General features: G+C 57.8%; 16 protein-coding genes, 1 tRNA gene and 1 pseudogene. 8 read left to right on the top strand and 10 right to left on the bottom strand.

The genetic code is table 11. The features are described from left to right. Positions 1-482: 482 nt before the first annotated feature. Positions 483-647, top strand: a pseudogene (locus ACA064_RS06600) (patatin-like phospholipase family protein); the annotation flags it as partial. Between the two features lie 145 nt (positions 648-792). Here ACA064_RS06600 and ACA064_RS06595 read toward each other — a convergent pair. Beyond that, positions 793-869 (bottom strand) — tRNA-Arg (locus ACA064_RS06595). Here ACA064_RS06595 and ACA064_RS06590 point away from each other — a divergent pair. Together ACA064_RS06590 and ACA064_RS06585 are read left to right on the top strand one after the other, a co-directional pair. Beyond that, complete coding sequence (locus ACA064_RS06590; RefSeq protein ID WP_497672657.1) at positions 842-1,246, top strand: hypothetical protein; 405 nt, start codon at positions 842-844, stop codon at positions 1,244-1,246. The genes ACA064_RS06595 and ACA064_RS06590 overlap by 28 nt on opposite strands. A gap of 173 nt (positions 1,247-1,419) precedes the next feature. Then, on the top strand, positions 1,420-1,599 hold the full coding sequence (locus tag ACA064_RS06585) for a PA3371 family protein (RefSeq protein ID WP_497672656.1): 180 nt from the start codon (positions 1,420-1,422) through the stop codon (positions 1,597-1,599). Here the strand turns inward: ACA064_RS06585 and phnN are convergent. Next, entirely contained in the window at positions 1,574-2,158 is a 585-nt protein-coding gene (phnN, locus tag ACA064_RS06580; protein ID WP_497674183.1) for a phosphonate metabolism protein/1,5-bisphosphokinase (PRPP-forming) PhnN, read from the bottom strand. The two genes, ACA064_RS06585 and phnN, sit on opposite strands and share 26 nt — an antisense overlap. A 382-nt stretch (positions 2,159-2,540) precedes the next feature. Here phnN and ACA064_RS06575 point away from each other — a divergent pair, with 382 nt between their 5' ends. Continuing rightward, the gene (locus ACA064_RS06575; protein ID WP_150643884.1) at positions 2,541-2,867 is read left to right on the top strand and encodes an Arc family DNA-binding protein; all 327 of its coding nucleotides are present in this window, start codon (positions 2,541-2,543) and stop codon (positions 2,865-2,867) included. Positions 2,868-3,015: 148 nt separating this feature from the next. Here ACA064_RS06575 and mgtE read toward each other — a convergent pair whose 3' ends face one another. The 3 genes from mgtE to fadD2 form a co-directional block, all read right to left on the bottom strand. After that, positions 3,016-4,458, bottom strand: coding sequence for a magnesium transporter (gene mgtE / locus ACA064_RS06570; protein WP_497672655.1), 1,443 nt, complete (start codon positions 4,456-4,458; stop codon positions 3,016-3,018). 421 nt (positions 4,459-4,879) lie between these two features. Then, on the bottom strand, positions 4,880-6,571 hold the full coding sequence (fadD1, locus tag ACA064_RS06565) for a long-chain-fatty-acid--CoA ligase FadD1 (protein ID WP_497672654.1): 1,692 nt from the start codon (positions 6,569-6,571) through the stop codon (positions 4,880-4,882). Positions 6,572-6,965: 394 nt separating this feature from the next. Next, a complete protein-coding gene (gene fadD2, locus ACA064_RS06560) occupies positions 6,966-8,654 on the bottom strand; it encodes a long-chain-fatty-acid--CoA ligase FadD2 (protein ID WP_497672653.1) in 1,689 nt (562 codons plus the stop codon). A 213-nt stretch (positions 8,655-8,867) separates the two neighbouring features. Between fadD2 and ACA064_RS06555 the strand changes: the two genes are divergently transcribed. Beyond that, a complete protein-coding gene (locus ACA064_RS06555; protein ID WP_497672652.1) occupies positions 8,868-9,812 on the top strand; it encodes an alpha/beta hydrolase in 945 nt (314 codons plus the stop codon). Positions 9,813-9,863: 51 nt separating this feature from the next. Then, positions 9,864-10,334, top strand: a complete 471-nt coding sequence (locus ACA064_RS06550; RefSeq protein WP_497672651.1) for a MaoC family dehydratase — start codon at positions 9,864-9,866, stop codon at positions 10,332-10,334. Between the two features lie 211 nt (positions 10,335-10,545). Here the strand turns inward: ACA064_RS06550 and ACA064_RS06545 are convergent, their stop codons facing one another. From ACA064_RS06545 to ACA064_RS06530, 4 genes are all read right to left on the bottom strand, one after another. Then, positions 10,546-11,409 (bottom strand): efflux RND transporter periplasmic adaptor subunit, encoded by an 864-nt coding sequence (locus tag ACA064_RS06545; RefSeq protein WP_497672650.1) that lies wholly within the window; start codon positions 11,407-11,409, stop codon positions 10,546-10,548. 10 nt (positions 11,410-11,419) lie between these two features. Beyond that, positions 11,420-11,626 (bottom strand): DUF1656 domain-containing protein, encoded by a 207-nt coding sequence (locus ACA064_RS06540; protein WP_497672649.1) that lies wholly within the window; start codon positions 11,624-11,626, stop codon positions 11,420-11,422. Then, positions 11,613-13,601: an FUSC family protein gene (locus ACA064_RS06535; RefSeq protein ID WP_497672648.1), complete on the bottom strand. Its 1,989-nt coding sequence runs from the start codon at positions 13,599-13,601 to the stop codon at positions 11,613-11,615. The genes ACA064_RS06540 and ACA064_RS06535 overlap by 14 nt, the downstream gene beginning before the upstream one ends. Positions 13,602-13,758: 157 nt before the next feature. Continuing rightward, the gene (locus ACA064_RS06530; RefSeq protein WP_497672647.1) at positions 13,759-14,226 is read right to left on the bottom strand and encodes a ferritin-like domain-containing protein; all 468 of its coding nucleotides are present in this window, start codon (positions 14,224-14,226) and stop codon (positions 13,759-13,761) included. A 200-nt stretch (positions 14,227-14,426) separates the two neighbouring features. On the opposite strand from ACA064_RS06530, the gene ACA064_RS06525 reads away from it, so the two are divergent. After that, positions 14,427-14,663, top strand: a complete 237-nt coding sequence (locus tag ACA064_RS06525; RefSeq protein WP_419117808.1) for a DUF3820 family protein — start codon at positions 14,427-14,429, stop codon at positions 14,661-14,663. 11 nt (positions 14,664-14,674) lie between these two features. Further along, positions 14,675-15,856, top strand: coding sequence for an aminotransferase class V-fold PLP-dependent enzyme (locus tag ACA064_RS06520; RefSeq protein ID WP_497672646.1), 1,182 nt, complete (start codon positions 14,675-14,677; stop codon positions 15,854-15,856). A 219-nt stretch (positions 15,857-16,075) separates the two neighbouring features. Here ACA064_RS06520 and ACA064_RS06515 read toward each other — a convergent pair whose 3' ends face one another. Further along, positions 16,076-16,741, bottom strand: a complete 666-nt coding sequence (locus ACA064_RS06515) for a bifunctional 4-hydroxy-2-oxoglutarate aldolase/2-dehydro-3-deoxy-phosphogluconate aldolase (RefSeq protein ID WP_497672645.1) — start codon at positions 16,739-16,741, stop codon at positions 16,076-16,078. Positions 16,742-16,758: the final 17 nt, after the last annotated feature.

Below are 16,758 nucleotides of genomic sequence, written 5' to 3'. Positions count from 1 at the left end.
GAAAAAAGCGCGCTGATACAGGTAGCGACGGACACTCAGGCTCGGTTACTGAAAGCTCCCGATGAGCACGGGCACACAGCCAGGCAGAGAGTGACTGACGAACAGCGACGGTTTCTCGCTGATGTGATCTCTGGCGAGTTTTTCACTCAGTTTGAGTAAGAAGAGTCGCTGCGAGGCAAGGGGGCGACGGACTGCTTTCGAACTATAGTTCCCCATAGCTCAATGTCCGCTATGGGTCCAGGCTGTGTGAAAACGCATGCACCTTTTTGAAGTCCGCGTTGCTACATAAAATCTGCCAGCGTTTGGTTGGTCAGCAGACCTGAAACTTGCATAGGGACGCGATTTTCGTTCCCGTTCTGACAATCAAACCTGCTCTAAAACGTTTTCACACAGCCTCGGTCGATCTCTGCCGGTCACGGCCACGAAGCGTGCTGGTCAGATCGAATGCAAATGGGTGGGCAAGTCTGTGCAATTGCCTAGCGGTCGCACCGTTGTGTCCAATAGACGCTTCAGTGTTCGACTTCAGCCAGACCGATCAGCTGCTGCAACGCGCCTATCAATCGACCCAAACGTGGATTGAAGGAGGCGAGTTGATCCGCACCGGAGTTGCGGGTTCGTTGCAGGCTTACACCCATCATACTGGTTGATGGGTAATCATCGCCCCGAAGTGTTTGGAATAAAAAGCCCCGCCTCAGCATTGCCCGGCGGGGCTTTCTTTTGCCTGCTGCTGCCACCCTGCTGTCACGGCTAAACCGATCTGTCAGGAAAAAGTCTTGAGAGGCCCGAATTATATGGTGTCCCAGGGCAGGTTCGAACTGCCAACCTTCCCCTTAGGAGGGGGATGCTCTATCCAATTGAGCTACTGAGACAAATGGCGACCGCTGTGAACTGTGCGGCGCAAGGGACGGCGAGCATGTTAACGGCCAGGACGGCTTTTGTCATGTCGTCCTTAGGCTTTTTAAGTGTAGGCCAGCGCTGGCGCGGGACCGCACCATCGGCTATCGTGCAAATTGCATCGTCCCAAAAAGCCATCACTGCAAAATGCAATGAGCAACTTTTCTACAAGAAATATAAGTCTTTGTTTTTAAAGGATTTAATAGGAGTTAAACTCTTGGCACGAGCGCTGCTTTATTACTTTCTCAAGAAACAGCGGAGACATCGCCATGAACAGCGCCCTATTACTCCTGAATGCGATCGCATTGGCTGTGGTGGTGGCTTTTCACATTCAAGCGGATGGCAGCGCTGATCAGCTAGCATCTACCTCCGCCCATTACCCCCACCATCAAGCACCAAAGCCGGAAGCGGTGAACGACCACGCGCTTGAATCAGCCCGGAATGCGCGGGATATTCAAGTCGAGCAACCGAGCAGCCAGCCTTCGCAAAACTGGGTATTTTGAATCACCTCGTCAGGAGCAAAGTATGTCCAAACCAGCCGCCGCATTTTTGATTCTGGCACTCCTCAGCGCTGCCTTGAATCTCTTCCTGACCGGGGAAGAAGCCAGTCCTCTGCCGATGATTGCTTTCGGAACATTTACCGGTTTGTTTATTCTGGCGCTGATCGCCGGACGCAAAATCAAGTTCGATCCGGTGTTACGCTGATCCCCTGCTGCTTCAACAAGCCGAGGAAATGTTCGACGGTGATGGACAACTCGCCCGAGTTATCCAGGCGCTGGACTGCAGTTGCGTCACCTGAAGAACTACTGGCGAGAAACAGCTCATTGCGCCGCAGCCTCGCTTCAATTTCATCGGCACTTTCACGCCCGCGCCGCACCAGCCGCTGGCGCAAGACGTCGCTCTGCACCGTCAGCAAAATCGGTAGCAAGCTCGGGTAATGCTTGCGCGCTTCGGGCAGATGTTCTCGGGAGCCATTGACCAACACATGGCGCCCACTGTCGAGCCACTGATCAATTTGCGCCGGTATTCCGTAGTCCAGACCATTGGCGTGCCAGTGCAAGGCAAAACCGCCTTGCTCGCAAAGTCGTTCGAATTCCGCTCGTGAGACCCCCAGGGCATCTTCCCCCACGGACTCCGCCGAGCGGGTAATGACCCGTCGCACCACCTCACAGCCAAGGCTGCGCAAAGGTTCGCGGGAGGCATCTATCAAGCTGTCCTTGCCTGCCCCTGAGGGGCCCATTAGATAGATCAGCTTGCCCGGCATCCCGGTAACATCTCTTGTCGCTTGAGTGCCTAGTAAATCGGCCATTTGCCACTATCCTATACAAGAAGGATAAACGATCGTATCCGCATAAAATGCGCGCTCCGGGGCATCAAACACCTTCTGACGGGCAAGAGGAAGCGGCTTAGAGATGCGCTTTGGGGCCGACTTTTCAAACCAGTCCGCATTTCTGATAATTGGTGCTGGCATAAAGCCTTTACCCAGCTCAATATTTGTCACAGAATTGACGCCAACGATCTGGCATTTGGAGGCATGATGCGGGCCTCTGACAATTCAGGTTGAACATTTGGCAGTAAAGCTTGTCCTAACAGACATCTTGCGGCCAATTCCGAAAACCGCTCCCCTGAACTAACCGGTTAAATATATGCGCCCATTGAAACAGGCAATTTATTCCAGCCGTACGGCTGACAAGTTCGTCGTGCGTCTGCCCGATGGAATGCGTGAACGCATCGCCGAGGTGGCTCGCAATCATCATCGCAGCATGAACTCTGAAATCATCGCGCGCATGGAGCAAAGTCTTATTCAGGAAGGCGCTTTGGGCGAAGAGCTGAGCATGCGCCTGGACAGCCCCGAGCTGTCACTGCATGAGCGCGAACTGCTTCAACGTTTTCGCCAGCTGTCTCACCGTCAGCAAAACGCATTGGTGTCGCTGATCGCTCATGACGCCGAAATGGCAACTGACGCTTCCTGATTCCATCCCGAAAGCTCAGCCAGCCTCACGCTGGCTTTTTTTTTGCCCGAAATCTGGCTCGACCAGGGACATTTCAGAATACGCCAGCAAGGGTGGATAGAAGGGAATTCGCGCAGCCCGCTAACTGGCCAGGCTGCGCAAAGAAGACTCAGAGCAGGAAAATCGTCGCCAGCCCGAGAAAGATAAAGAACCCACCACTGTCGGTCACGGCGGTAATCATCACGCTCGCGCCCATCGCCGGATCGCGACCGACCCGCGCCAGGGTCATGGGGATCAAGACGCCCATCAATGCCGCCAGCAACAGATTGAGGGTCATCGCCGCGGTCATCACCACGCCCAGCGACCAACTGCCGTACAGCAGATAAGCCACCACACCGATCACCCCGCCCCAGACCAGGCCATTGATCAAGCCGACCGCCAACTCTTTGCGCATCAAGCGCGAAGTATTGCCAGTGCTGACCTGATCCAGCGCCATGGCGCGCACGATCATGGTGATGGTCTGGTTACCCGAGTTGCCGCCGATACCGGCAACAATCGGCATCAATGCGGCCAGGGCCACCAGTTTCTCGATGGAACCTTCGAACAGCCCGATTACCCGGGAGGCGACGAAGGCGGTAATCAGGTTGATCGCCAGCCAGGCCCAGCGGTTGCGCAGGGACTTCCAGACTGAAGCGAAAATATCCTCCTCTTCACGCAGACCCGCCATGTTGAGAACTTCGTTTTCGCTCTCTTCACGAATCAGGTCGACCATTTCGTCGATGGTCAGACGGCCGATCAGCTTGCCGTTCTTGTCGACCACCGGTGCCGAAATCAAGTCATAACGCTCGAATGCCTGGGCGGCATCGTAGGCATCTTCGTCCGGGTGAAAGCTCACCGTATCGCTGGCCATCACCTCCGACACTTGCTTGTCCGGATCATTGACCAGCAGTCGCTTTATCGGCAGCACGCCCTTGAGCACGCCGCCGTAGTCGACCACAAACAGTTTGTCGGTATGGCTCGGCAGCTCCTTGAGCCGACGCAGGTAACGCAATACCACTTCGAGACTGACATCCTCGCGGATAGTCACCATCTCGAAGTCCATCAATGCGCCGACTTGATCCTCGTCATAGGACAAGGCCGAGCGAACACGCTCACGCTGCTGGCTATCGAGGGTTTCCATCAGTTCGTGGACGACATCTCGCGGCAGCTCAGGCGCCAGGTCAGCGAGTTCGTCGGCGTCCATTTCCTTGGCGGCCGCGAGGATTTCGTGATCCTCCATGTCGGCGATCAGCGTTTCCCGAACTGAATCGGAGACTTCAAGGAGGATGTCGCCGTCGCGCTCGGCCTTGACCAGCTGCCAGACCATCAGACGATCTTCGAGCGGCAAGGCTTCGAGGATGTAGGCGATGTCGGCGGAGTGCAGGTCGTCGAGTTTGCGCTGCAACTCGACCACGTTCTGCCGGTGGACCAGGTTCTCGACCCGGTCTTGATGATGACCTTCCTGGCGATGAGTCAGGTCTTCGATCACTCGCTGGCGCTGCAGCAGCTCAACGACTTGAGCGAGGCGGTCTTGCAGGCTTTCCTGGGTTTTCTTTACTTCAACTTCAGACATAGGCGAACTCCACTCCCAGCAGCGGGGCACGCCGGAAGATCAATCAGTCAATTCATGATTGTAAAAACGAGGTACTGAGTAACTACTGGGTAAGTCCATGGAGGTATTCCACAAGCCCCGGCGGGGCTGACGGGCGCAATGATACACCGCCTGCCGTCTTTTAACGCTAAAAAATCTTGGCAAGAACAAGCGCTTGCGGTGCAAACCTGAGCGCTGTCCGAATCTGTAAAGCTGCGACGACTTATCCAGAAGAGAAAACACACCCAGGCTCAAAAAATCCCCGAATGTCAGTCTTCGCCCCATTGTTACGGCTCCAGTACAGTTCGTAGTGCGCGAATTCCGTCCGACACATCAAGCGCTAAACCCATCCGCCAGACAGCAAAAAGCCCGCACAGGGCGGGCTTGATGTTTACATCCGGTTTCACTTCATCGCGACGAGCTTCTTCAGCTCTTGATCGCGCAACTCACGGCGCAGGATCTTGCCGACGTTGGTGGTCGGCAGCGCGTCGCGGAACTCAACGGCTCTTGGCACTTTGTAACCGGTGACGTTGGCGCGCATGTGCTCCATGACCTGCTCCTTGGTCAAGGTCACGCCCGGCTTGGCGACGATGAAAATCTTGATCGCTTCGCCCGATTTCTCGTCCGGCACACCGATCGCTGCGCACTGCAACACGCCGGGCAGGGTCGCCAGCACGTCTTCCAGTTCGTTCGGATAGACGTTGAAACCGGAGACCAGAATCATGTCTTTCTTGCGATCGACGATGCGCATAAAGCCGTCTGGCTGGATGAGCGCGATGTCGCCGGTCTTCAACCAGCCTTCGCTGTCGAGGATCTCGTCCGTGGCTTCCTGACGCTGCCAGTAGCCCTTCATGACTTGCGGGCCCTTGACGCACAGCTCGCCAACTTCGCCCAACGCCAGCTCGATGCCATCATCGGTTATGACTTTGCACAGGGTCGACGGCACCGGAATACCGATGGTACCGATCTGGATGTTCTGGATTGGATTGACCGTGGCCACCGGGCTGGTTTCGGTCATGCCGTAACCTTCGCAAATCGAGCAACCGGTTACCGCTTTCCAGCGCTCGGCAGCGGCCAGTTGCAGGGCCATGCCGCCCGACAGGGTGATTTTCAACGCCGAGAAGTCCAGCTTGCGGAATGCCTCGTTGTTGCACAGCGCAACAAACAGCGTGTTCAAGCCGACAAAGCCGCTGAACTTCCAGTTGGACAGTTCCTTGACCATCGCTGTCAGGTCACGCGGGTTGCTGATCAGGATGTTGTGGTTGCCGATCAGCATCATTGCCATGCAATGAAAGGTGAAGGCATAGATGTGGTACAGCGGCAACGGGGTGATCAGGATCTCGCAGCCTTCATTGAGGTTGGAGCCCATCAGCGCCTTGCATTGCAGCATGTTCGCCACCAGGTTGCGGTGGGTTAGCATCGCGCCCTTGGCCACGCCGGTGGTGCCACCGGTGTATTGCAGTACCGCGACGTCACTGCTGGCTGGGTTGGCATCCTCGACCGGGCGGCCACGACCTTTGCTCAACACGTCGTTGAACTTGATGGCCTTGGGCAAGTGATAGGCCGGAACCATCTTCTTCACATACTTGATGACGCTATTGACCAGCAGGCGTTTAAGCGGTGGCAGCAGGTCACCCACTTCGGTGACGATCACATGCTTGACCGAAGTCTTGGGGACTACGGTTTGCGCCAGGTGCGCCATGTTGGCCAGGCACACCAGCGCCTTGGCACCGGAGTCGTTGAACTGGTGTTCCATTTCCCGCGCGGTATACAGCGGGTTGGTATTGACCACGATCAAACCGGCGCGAATGGCACCAAACACAGCGATCGGGTATTGCAACAGGTTCGGCAACTGCACGGCAATTCGATCGCCGGGTTGCAAGTCGGTATGCTGTTGCAGATAAGCGGCAAAAGCGCCTGACAGTTCGTACAGTTCACCATAGGTGAGCGTCTTGCCAAGGTTGCTAAAGGCCGGTTTGTTGGCAAAGCGTTGGCACGATTGCTTCAACACCGCCTGAATGTTCGGATACTCGTCTGGATTGATATCAGCAGCAATTCCAGCCGGGTACTTATCCTTCCAAAAGTTTTCGTTCATGGAAGCCCACTCCTCAGCAACGCGAATTCATCACCGCATTTGATGCGATTATTATTGGTGTGTGTTTTATTGGTGAATCTGGCTTTTACTTAGGCCGAGAAGTCACAAAAGCGGGCCGAGAGTAGCAGCTTTGCCAAGGGTCGACTAGAGCCAAAGAAGGCCTATACAGTCACGTTAGTGACTAAAGACAATCCAATGGTCATTTTTAGAGTAAAAATTCTATAAATCCTTGAAAGCCTCTGAAATGGGGCCTTTTAAAAGCAAAAGATCGCAGCCTGCGGCAGCTCCGAACGGGTTCACCGCGCACATTCAGGTGAGCACAAATCCCGTAGGAGCTGCCGCAGGCTGCGATCTTTTAAAGGCGCCGCGAAAATCCGATTTCAACAACGCCTCATCAGGCGATATCGCGCAACTCCCGCCGCAATATCTTGCCCACCGGAGTCATCGGCAGCGAATCACGCAGCACGATATGTTTCGGCACTTTGTAACCGGTGAAGTTTTGCTTGCAGTAAGCCTTCAGCTCTTCAAGGCTGACACCCGATTCGCGCGCGACCACAAACAACTTCACCGCCTCTCCCGAACGATCGTCCGGCACACCGATTACCGCGCAGTTGGCGACTTTCGGGTGGGCCATCACCACATCTTCGATTTCGTTCGGGTACACGTTGAAACCCGAGACGATGATCATGTCTTTCTTGCGATCGACGATGCGCACAAACCCGTCCGGATCGATGACCGCAATATCGCCGGACTTGAACCAGCCGTCGGCATCCAGGACCTGCGCCGTGGCTTCGGCCTGTTGCCAGTAGCCCTTCATGATTTGCGGGCCCTTGATGCAGAGTTCGCCACGCTCACCCATCGCCTGCTCGACGCCCTCGTCGTCAATGACCTTCAAGGTTGTACCCGGCACTGGCAGCCCAACCGTGCCCAGCCGCGATTTGTCGCCGTAAGGATTGGTGCAGGCCACCGGCGAAGTTTCGGTCAGCCCGTAACCTTCGGTAATGCGGCAACCGGTCATGGCCAGCCAGCGCTCGGCAGTCGCTTTGACCAGCGCCGTACCACCGGAGTTGGTGAGCTTGAGGCTGGAGAAGTCCAGGGTCTTGAAGTCCGGGTGATCCATCAGCGCGACAAACAAGGTGTTGAGCCCCAGCAACGCCGAGAATCTCCAGTTTTTCAGCTCCTTGATAAAGCCGGCGATGTCCCGAGGATTGGTGATCAACACGTTGTGGTTACCGGTGACCATCATGCACATGCAATTCGCGGTGAAGGCATAGATGTGGTAGAGCGGCAGCGGCGCGATCATCACCTCGCGGCCTTCCTTGAGCAGCGGCTGGCCATCGGCGCCGAGCTGGGACAGGCAAGCCCGCGCTTGCTGCATGTTCGCCACCAGGTTGCCATGGGTCAGCATCGCTCCCTTGGCCAGGCCGGTGGTGCCGCCGGTGTATTGCAGCACCGCGATATCGTCGAGACTGACCTTCAGCGGCCTGATGCCCTGCCCCCGACCCAGACGCAGTGCACTCTTGAAGGAAATGGCCTGAGGCAATTTGTAGGCCGGCACCATCTTCTTCACTTTGTCGACCATGGTGTTGACCAGCCAGCCCTTGGCGGCAGGCATCAGATCGCCCATCTGCGCTTCGATCAGGTATTGGATCTCGGTATCGGCCAGCACTTCCTGGACTTTCTGGCCGAACATATTGAGGTAGACCAGGGCCCGGGCGCCAGAATCCTTGAACTGGTGACGCATCTCGCGCGGGGTGTACAGCGGATTGGTGTTGACCACGATCAAGCCGGCACGCAAGGCTCCGAACACGGCAATCGGGTAATGCAGGACGTTGGGCATCTGCACCGCGATACGATCGCCCGCCACCAGATCGGTGTGCGCTTGCAGATAACCGGCGAACGCTGCGCTGTAGCGCTCCAGCTCAGCGTACGTCAGGGTGACTCCCATATTGCTGAATGCCGGGCGGTCAGCGAATTTCTTGCAGGAACGCTCGAAAACCTCGATCACCGACTTGTAGGCACCCAGATCGATATCCAGGGGGACGCCGGCCGGGCGTTTGTCATTCCAGAAATCAGGTTGCATTGTTTTTGTTCCTCTTTACCTGAGCGTGTCCGGTCCGCATCTCTGTCTCTTTGAAAGGCGGGGCTCTCCGGACGTTAGCAGCTATGGCGATTCAGGCAAATATGCCGAACAGCGTCATAGATCGCGTGAATCTTCCTGCCGTGGCGTGGCCTGATCAGACGTTAAGCAAAGGATGCGCTATACAATGCAGCGACCCCGTGCAAAGGAATCGCCATGATCCACGATACTTTCTGGCTGACCGCGAGTGACCGCTGTCGCCTTTTCGTCAACCAGTGGTTACCCGAAGGCCGACCCAAGGCATTGATCCTGCTGGCCCACGGCATGGCTGAACACAGCGGTCGCTATGCCCACCTCGCCGAAGTGCTCTGCGCCAATGGCTATGGGCTGTACGCGCTGGACCTGCGCGGTCACGGCAAAACCGCCGAGCATGGCGTGCTGGGGTATTACGCGGACCAGGATGGCTGGCAAAAAGTGGTCGGTGATCTGGCCTGTCTCAACCAGCACATCGGCCAGCAGTATCCTGGAACACCTATTGTGCTGCTCGGCCACAGCATGGGCAGTTACCTCGCCCAGGCCTACCTGCTGCACCACAGCGCCAGCCTGCACGGGGCGATTCTCAGTGGTTCGAACTTTCAGCCCATTGCGCTCTACCGCGCAGCCCGCCTGATCGCGCGATTTGAACGCTTGCGCCAGGGTGCTACCGGCCGCAGCGCGCTGATCGAATGGTTGTCGTTTGGATCGTTTAACAAAGCCTTTAAACCCAATCGAACACCTTTTGACTGGCTCAGCCGCAATCCCGACGAAGTCGACAAGTACGCCAAAGACCCGCTCTGCGGCTTCCGCTGCACCAATCAGCTATGGATCGACCTGCTCGGTGGCTTGCAGCAAATCAGCAAAGCGTCCAATCTCGCTCAGATCGATCCGGGCCTGCCCCTGTTGGTGATGGGCGGCGAATGTGATCCGGTGAGCAATGGCACACGTCTCAAAGACCTGGCCGACGCGTTGCGCGCGGCCGGGAGTCAATACCTGCAACTGAATATCTACCCGCAGGCGCGGCATGAACTGTTCAATGAAAGCAATCGCGATGAAGTGATCGCCGATGTGCTGGCCTGGCTGTCGCAGGCGCTGAACCATCGCCGGCCGGCCAAAACCGAATAACTTTCAACAATCGAAGCTAGTTAATTTAATTCGTCACAGGACTCGAGACAGATGACCCAGGTTACCAACACCCCTTACGGAGCCCTCGAAGTCGGGCAGACCGCCAGCTACAGCAAAACTGTCGAAGAGCGTGATATTCAGCTGTTTGCCGAGATGTCCGGCGACCACAATCCGGTGCACCTCGATGCCGAGTTCGCTGCAGCCACCATGTTCAAGGAGCGCATCGCTCACGGCATGTTCAGCGGCGCCCTGATCAGCGCTGCAGTTGCCTGCGAATTGCCTGGGCCGGGTACTATCTATCTCGGTCAGCAAATGAGCTTCCAGAAGCCGGTGAAGATCGGCGATACCCTGACCGTACGCCTGGAAATCCTCGAGAAGCTGCCGAAATTCCGTGTGCGCATCGCCACTCGGGTGTTCAACCAGCGTGATGAGTTGGTGGTGGATGGCGAGGCCGAGATCCTCGCTCCGCGCAAGCAGCAGACCGTGACATTGCCGAAGTTGCCGGCGATCAGCATTGGCTGATATTTTGGGGGCAAGCGTCGAGCGCTGACTGTGGCGAGGGAGCTTGCTGTGGCGAGGGGGCTTGCCCCCGTTGGGCTGCGAAGCGGCCCCAAAACCATCCACCGAGGTGTTACAGGTAAACCGCATTTACCGGATTACGACTGCTGCGCCCGAACGCGGACCGGCCGAGCGGGAGCAAGCTCCCTCGCCACAATGAATCACTGTGCTTCAACTACCTGCTCCCCTCCTGCACCTGCACACTCGCGGTCATCCCCGCGCTCAGATTGATCCCCTCAGGCAGTTTGTCGAACTTGATCCGCACCGGGATCCGCTGCGCCAGACGTACCCAGTTGAAGGTCGGTTCCACTTCTGCCAGCAGTTGCGCATCCGGTGTGGCGTTGCGGTCGGTGATGCCGCGGCTGACGCTTTCGACATGCCCTTGCAACGCTTCGCCGGCACTCATCAGCCAGACTTTGACCGGGTCACCGACCCGAATTCGCGGTAACTTGGTCTCTTCGAAATAGGCTTGCACGTAGAAGGTCGAATCATCGATCAAGGCCATCACCGGCTGTCCGGCATTCACGTAGTTGCCTTCAGCCAGGCGCAGGTTGGTGATGTGTCCGCTGCGTGGGGCATGCACCTGACTGCGGGCCAGATTGAGTTCGGCGACCTTGGCTTCAGCCTGGGCCTGGCGCAGTTCTCCCCGGGCAATTCCGGCGTTGATCTGCGCGTTCTCGCGCAGTTCGGCACTGATCGCCTGCGGGCCGAGACTGGCGCGGCGACTCGCTTCATGCTCACGCAAACTGAGTTGCTGTTGACGGGTCTGCACCACCGCCTGGGCTTTTTCCAGGGCCGCTTCGAAACGCTCGCGGTCGATACTTAACAGCACATCGCCGGCTTTTACCTGTTGGTTATCGTAGGCCTTGAGCTGGCGCACCCAACCAGAAACGTCCGGCGCGACAATCACTACGTCGGCACGAATCTTCGCATCCCGGGTCCAGGGCGTGAGCATATAGTACTGCCACAGATGGAAGCCGGCGAACAGCGCCACAGCCACCAGGCACAGGGTAATAGCGACACGTACCGATGTACGCATGGGCAACTCCTTATAAGGGTCCGAGGATGACGGTGACCAGGGTCAATACACAGACGTACAAGGCACAATCGAATAGTGCTTCGTGCCAGATCCAGCGTCCCAACGGCGTGACGCGCAGCAACATGCGCAACGCCCCCGTCAGCAACAAGGCCAGCACGACATATATCAGAAATGGACTGAGCAGGATCCCGCCCAGCGACCACTCACGCAACCCCATGGTTTTCCTCCTGCTGGCGACACCAGTTGCGCCAACTGTTATGCAATTGCAGCACCGCGCCTTCGGCCAGTTTCAGCGCATCGCTGGGCGGCAAGGCTTGCAGGGCTTTGAGTAACGCCGCACCGGGTTGCGCGAGTGCATCGGCGCGGCTCGCGGCCGGACCTTGCTGCAGCAGGCTTTCAAGCTGCTGAAGATAATTTCGCTGCTGCCTGCTGACCGGCACCTGCGCCACAGCCAGACTCAAGCGCAAATGCAGCAGTTCATCGCCGATATCCAACCCGAGCAAACCGTCATCCCAGCGGCTGCGGGCCTGTTGCGGTAATTCCGGGTAATGCCGCGCCAGTTGCAGCAGCCGATCGGCCATGCGCCCGCCGAACCAGCTTTCGGCACCACGCAGGTTACGTCGGGTCAACCGCACGAGATCGTCGAGGGTCGCGGCCAGCAATCGCCGACCATGCCACGCCGGGTCACGCAGGATCAGCAGATGGAAGGCCAGCACCGCTGCGCCGACTCCGAGCAATATCGCCTGGGCGCTGTTCAAGAAGGTCGCGACATCAAACTTCATCGCGTTCAACGGCGACACCAGCACCACAAAGTGCAAACAAAAGGAGGTGGCCGTCGCGCCGATCTGTGGCTTGGCCATACCCAGTGCGCCGAAGAACAGCGGCACGCCCATGGCCATGCACAGCATCGGGAACCCGCTCCATTGCGGCAGCAGGATTTCACCGACGACAAAGGCCACGGGTATCGCCAGCAGGATCCCGCGCAAAAAACTCATGCCGATCTGCGCGCCATTTTCGCGGCTGGCAAACAGGCTGCAGACCACACAGGTCAACAGCATCGCCCCCGATGCAGCCGGCCAGGCAGTCGCCAGCCAGAAGCAGGCGACGGTTAAAAAGGCCAGGGCACTGCGAACCCCGAACACCAGCGCCAGTGCAAGGTCGCGATGGGGAGCCAGGCTGTTGGGTTGCTCGCTCGGCTTGCTGCCCTCCTCCACCGAACGCAACGCCAGCCCCGCTCCCAACGCGGTATCCAGCAGCAAGGCCAGGCGCGCCAGGCAATAACTTTGTGCCGGGCTGATCTGCGGGTCATGGGCGGCGTCCAACAGCCGCGGGCGCAAGGATTGCAGAGCCGAGGCACCCGAGACATCCAGCGCCTGTTGCACTTCATTCAACCAGGGCGCCAGTTGCGCGGCTTCGTGCTCGTCCAGTTGCCGCCACTGGCGGCGCGCCGAACGGGCAATCCGCAGCAGCATCAACAGCTTCTGACTCAAGCCGCTGATGGCCCGCGCACGCTGGCGACCCAGGCCGCCCTCGAACCAGGCATGCTCGCGCTGAGCATCCACCGCGACGATCCGCCCGAGAATTTCCAACAATCCTCTACGCGCCTGAGCATCGCCGGCCAAGGTTGCACGAGCGGCGTGCAAGCCACTCTGCCAGGCCGTGCGTGCTTGATCGGCCAGTTGCCGTTCGACTCGCATCGGCCAGAGCAAAGCGCTGCTGGCGGTGGCGCAGACAATCCCGAGACTGATTTCCGTGCAGCGCGCCACAGCCTGATCGAACACCGTCAACGGATGAGTCAGTGCCGGCAAGGCAATGATCGCCACGGTGTAACCGGCCAGCACAAAAGAATAGGACCAGGCGCTGCGCAGCAAGGTCGAACTGGCCGTGCACAGGCCCAGCCACAGCGCCAGCGCCAGCAAAAACAACCAGGGAGTCTGGGCAAAAAAGCCCATGAACACCACTGACATGAAGGTTCCAACCAGGGTGCCCACCAACCGGGCCAGCCCCTTCTGCACCACCATGCCAGACAGCGGCTGCGCGACGATAATCGCCGTCATCAAGGCCCAGGCCGGTTGCTCCAGCCCCCAGCGCAACGCCAGCCACAGCGCCAGGCCAGCGCCGAGCACAGTTTTGATCGCGAATTGCAGCGCGGGAAGGTCAGGTGCAAGCAGAGCCTGCAAGGTCATACGCACGGAAGGAACCCTTGAAACGACAACGTAACGATAGCCGGGATAAGCGCGGGGATGGGACGAGACAATTATTAGCTAGCTAACTAATGCTAGTCCAGCGCTAATTCCGATTCATAAAAAAACGCCAGACTGGCTGGCGTTTTTTCTCGGCAAACAGCGCTTACGAACGGGCTCGCGCCTGATTGCGCAGGGCTTTTACCTGGTCGTGGTTGCGTTGCACTCCATGGTATTGGCGTTCTACCAGATCCCGAATGCCCACCAGGTTATGTTTGTTGATGGTTTCCAACGCGCTTTTGTAAGCCTTCAACGCATGGTCTTCACCGCGTTCGGCTTCGTTAAGCACAGCCTCTTCGTCCTTGCCGGTGACCAGCGACTTGAGGTCGACCCAACGGCGGTGCAGATCGCCGCTGACACTGGTAGACATTTCCGGATCACCACCCATCGAGCGCACGGCGGTCTGCAATTCAGCAGCGGCAGTGGCGCAGTCGGACGAACGTTGGACGAACAGCGCTTTGAGTTCTGGATTCTTGATGTCTTCAGCACAGGTCTTGAAGCCCTCCTGTCCATCCTTGCTGGTCTCAATCAAATCGTTTAAAACTGAAATCGCTTCTTTATTCATGTCGGTCATTTTTCAATTCCTTCCAGGTTGAGAGAGGTGCAATAGCCGTTGCATCTCGCATGCCAGCCCGGATTGGATTTTTTATGGTTGTTTTTCAAATAGTTAATTTTTAGGGGTGATCTGTATCCGCGTTATTTGCATGATCTGTCATTTGGCCTGCATGCAGAATGCCTGTATTTTCCAAGACGTTGAATCAAGACGGCTGTGCCATGAATCCCGAAAAGCTTGAACTGCTGGTCACTCGCGAAATGCCCTTTGGCAAATACAAGGGCCGCATCATTGCCGACCTCCCTGGTCAGTACCTCAACTGGTTTGCTCGCGAAGGTTTCCCTCATGGTGAATTAGGCGGATTGTTGGCCTTGATGCAGGAGATCGATCACAACGGCTTGTCCGACCTGCTCGACCCGTTGCGCGTCAAGCACGGCAAACCCAAACCGCGTCACTGAGCGAGTCAACCATGCCCGAGTACCCCTGCCACGCCCACGATGAAGCTTTTTGGAGCACGTTCGCCCATCGTTTCGAAGTCGAGCCAGGCCCCATTAACCTGGAAAACGGTTACTTCGGGCGCATGAGCCGCACCGTGGTCGATGAATACCAGCGCAATATCGCCTTCATCAACCGCAGCAACTCGGTGCATGTGCGCCAGCAATTCGATCAAATCGAAAGTGTGCAGATTCGCGAGCAACTGGCCGAGTTGCTGGGGGTAGTCCCCAATGCGGTCGCCTTTACCCGCTGCGCCTCGGATGCCCTGCAATCGCTGATTCGCAACTACAACGCCTTGCAACCGGGCGACCAAGTGCTGCTCAGCGACCTGGAGTACGGCACGGTCAAAGGCGCGATGCGCTGGCTGGCGCGCCATCGCGGGGTAGAAGTGATCGAGATCGAACATCGCCACCCCGCCAGCTTCGACAGCTTGCTGGCGAGCTACCGCGAGGCTTTCGTGCGCTACCCGCGCTTGAAGCTGATGGCGCTGACCCATGTGACCCACCGCACCGGGCTGGTCATGCCGGTCCAGGCGATTGCCGCGGCGGCGCGCGAACATGGGGTCGATGTGATCCTCGATGGTGCCCACGCCTTCGGCCAGATCGAGTTCGACCTCGAGGAGCTGGGTATTTCCTTTGCCGGTTTCAATCTGCAGAAATGGATCGGCTCGCCACTAACCCTGGGCTTTCTCTATATCGCCCCGCAACGTCTGGCCGACATTGATCCGGATATGGGGGAAAGTCATTTCCCGATCTCCGACATCCGTTCACGCACCGCCCACAGCACGCCCAATATTCCGGCGCTGCTGACCCTGCCGCTGGTGTTTGAGGAACATCAAATCATGGGCGGTTCGGCCGCCAAAGGCGCGCGGCTGAATTATCTGCGCAATTTGTGGGTGAACAAAGTTCGCGAGCTGCCGGGCATTGAAGTGATGACCCCGGACGACCCGCGACTGTATTGCGGCATCACCTCAATGCGCTTCACTCGACACCCTGATCAGCAAGCGATGGTCGAACGGCTGCTCAACGACTACAACCTGTTTACCGTGGTGCGCAGCGGCTCGGCATGCGGCCCGTGCATTCGGATAACACCAGGGTTTACCACTAGCGCGGCGGATATGCGGTTGTTGGCAAAAGCGCTCATTGAACTGATGTAGGAGCAGCCGGGCGGCGTTCCGTTTGCTCGCGATGAACTCAAGGGCGGCGCGTTTATTCAGAATGCACGCGTTATCGTTAACGTCCATCGCGACCAAGCTCGCTCCTACAATAGAGACCGGATCGCTGCCAGGCCCCTAATCTGCAGGCAAAAAAAACGGCGCACTGACCAAGTGCGCCGTAAAGCCGTAGAACAACAACGATTTTTCAGTAAAATCCAATCAGTCCAGCAGAGCCAATGCCTCGGCGGTGCACTCCTGGATCCGGGCCCAGTCGCCGTTCCTGATCCACTCGGGATCCAGCATCCAGCTACCACCGACGCACATCACGTTCTTCAACGCCATGTAGCTTTTGATATTGGCCGGGGTAACGCCGCCAGTCGGGCAGAAGCGCACTTCGCCGAACGGACCGCCAAGGGCCTTGATCGCTGCGACGCCGCCGCTGACTTCCGCCGGAAACAGCTTGAAGCGACGGTAACCCAGTGCGTAGCCTTCCATGATCCCGGAAGCGTTGCTGATCCCCGGCAACAATGGAATCGGGCTGTCGACGCTGGCTTCGAGCAAGTCGCGAGTAATGCCTGGAGTGACAATGAATTGCGAGCCGGCCGCTTCAGCAGCGGCAAGCATGGTGCGATCAAGCACGGTGCCAGCACCAGTGACCAACTCTGGACGCTGCTCGCGCAGTAGCTGAATCGCCTTGAGGCCGAACTGCGAACGCAGAGTCACTTCCAGGGCAGTCAAACCACCAGCGGCCAGCGCATCGGCCAGAGGCAGAATGTCTTGCTCGCGGGCGATGGTGATCACCGGCAGAATCCGCGCCTTGGCGCAGAGACTGTCGATCAGGGCAACTTTGTCCGCCATGGAAACGGTCGGGAGTGGGTTTTTCATAGCGGCTGATCCTTGGC

It is taken from the genome of Pseudomonas sp. LBUM1658 (assembly GCF_059716055.1).
This window is presented reverse-complemented; position numbering and strand designations above follow the sequence as displayed.

Coding starts and splice junctions, on each gene's coding strand:
- ACA064_RS06590 (WP_497672657.1), top strand. CDS start 842: ATGCTCTATCCAATTGAGCTACTGAGACAAATGGCGACCGCTGTGAAC.
- ACA064_RS06585 (WP_497672656.1), top strand. CDS start 1,420: ATGTCCAAACCAGCCGCCGCATTTTTGATTCTGGCACTCCTCAGCGCT.
- phnN (WP_497674183.1), bottom strand. CDS start 2,158: ATGCCGGGCAAGCTGATCTATCTAATGGGCCCCTCAGGGGCAGGCAAG.
- ACA064_RS06575 (WP_150643884.1), top strand. CDS start 2,541: ATGCGCCCATTGAAACAGGCAATTTATTCCAGCCGTACGGCTGACAAG.
- mgtE (WP_497672655.1), bottom strand. CDS start 4,458: ATGTCTGAAGTTGAAGTAAAGAAAACCCAGGAAAGCCTGCAAGACCGC.
- fadD1 (WP_497672654.1), bottom strand. CDS start 6,571: ATGAACGAAAACTTTTGGAAGGATAAGTACCCGGCTGGAATTGCTGCT.
- fadD2 (WP_497672653.1), bottom strand. CDS start 8,654: ATGCAACCTGATTTCTGGAATGACAAACGCCCGGCCGGCGTCCCCCTG.
- ACA064_RS06555 (WP_497672652.1), top strand. CDS start 8,868: ATGATCCACGATACTTTCTGGCTGACCGCGAGTGACCGCTGTCGCCTT.
- ACA064_RS06550 (WP_497672651.1), top strand. CDS start 9,864: ATGACCCAGGTTACCAACACCCCTTACGGAGCCCTCGAAGTCGGGCAG.
- ACA064_RS06545 (WP_497672650.1), bottom strand. CDS start 11,409: ATGCGTACATCGGTACGTGTCGCTATTACCCTGTGCCTGGTGGCTGTG.
- ACA064_RS06540 (WP_497672649.1), bottom strand. CDS start 11,626: ATGGGGTTGCGTGAGTGGTCGCTGGGCGGGATCCTGCTCAGTCCATTT.
- ACA064_RS06530 (WP_497672647.1), bottom strand. CDS start 14,226: ATGACCGACATGAATAAAGAAGCGATTTCAGTTTTAAACGATTTGATT.
- ACA064_RS06525 (WP_419117808.1), top strand. CDS start 14,427: ATGAATCCCGAAAAGCTTGAACTGCTGGTCACTCGCGAAATGCCCTTT.
- ACA064_RS06520 (WP_497672646.1), top strand. CDS start 14,675: ATGCCCGAGTACCCCTGCCACGCCCACGATGAAGCTTTTTGGAGCACG.
- ACA064_RS06515 (WP_497672645.1), bottom strand. CDS start 16,741: ATGAAAAACCCACTCCCGACCGTTTCCATGGCGGACAAAGTTGCCCTG.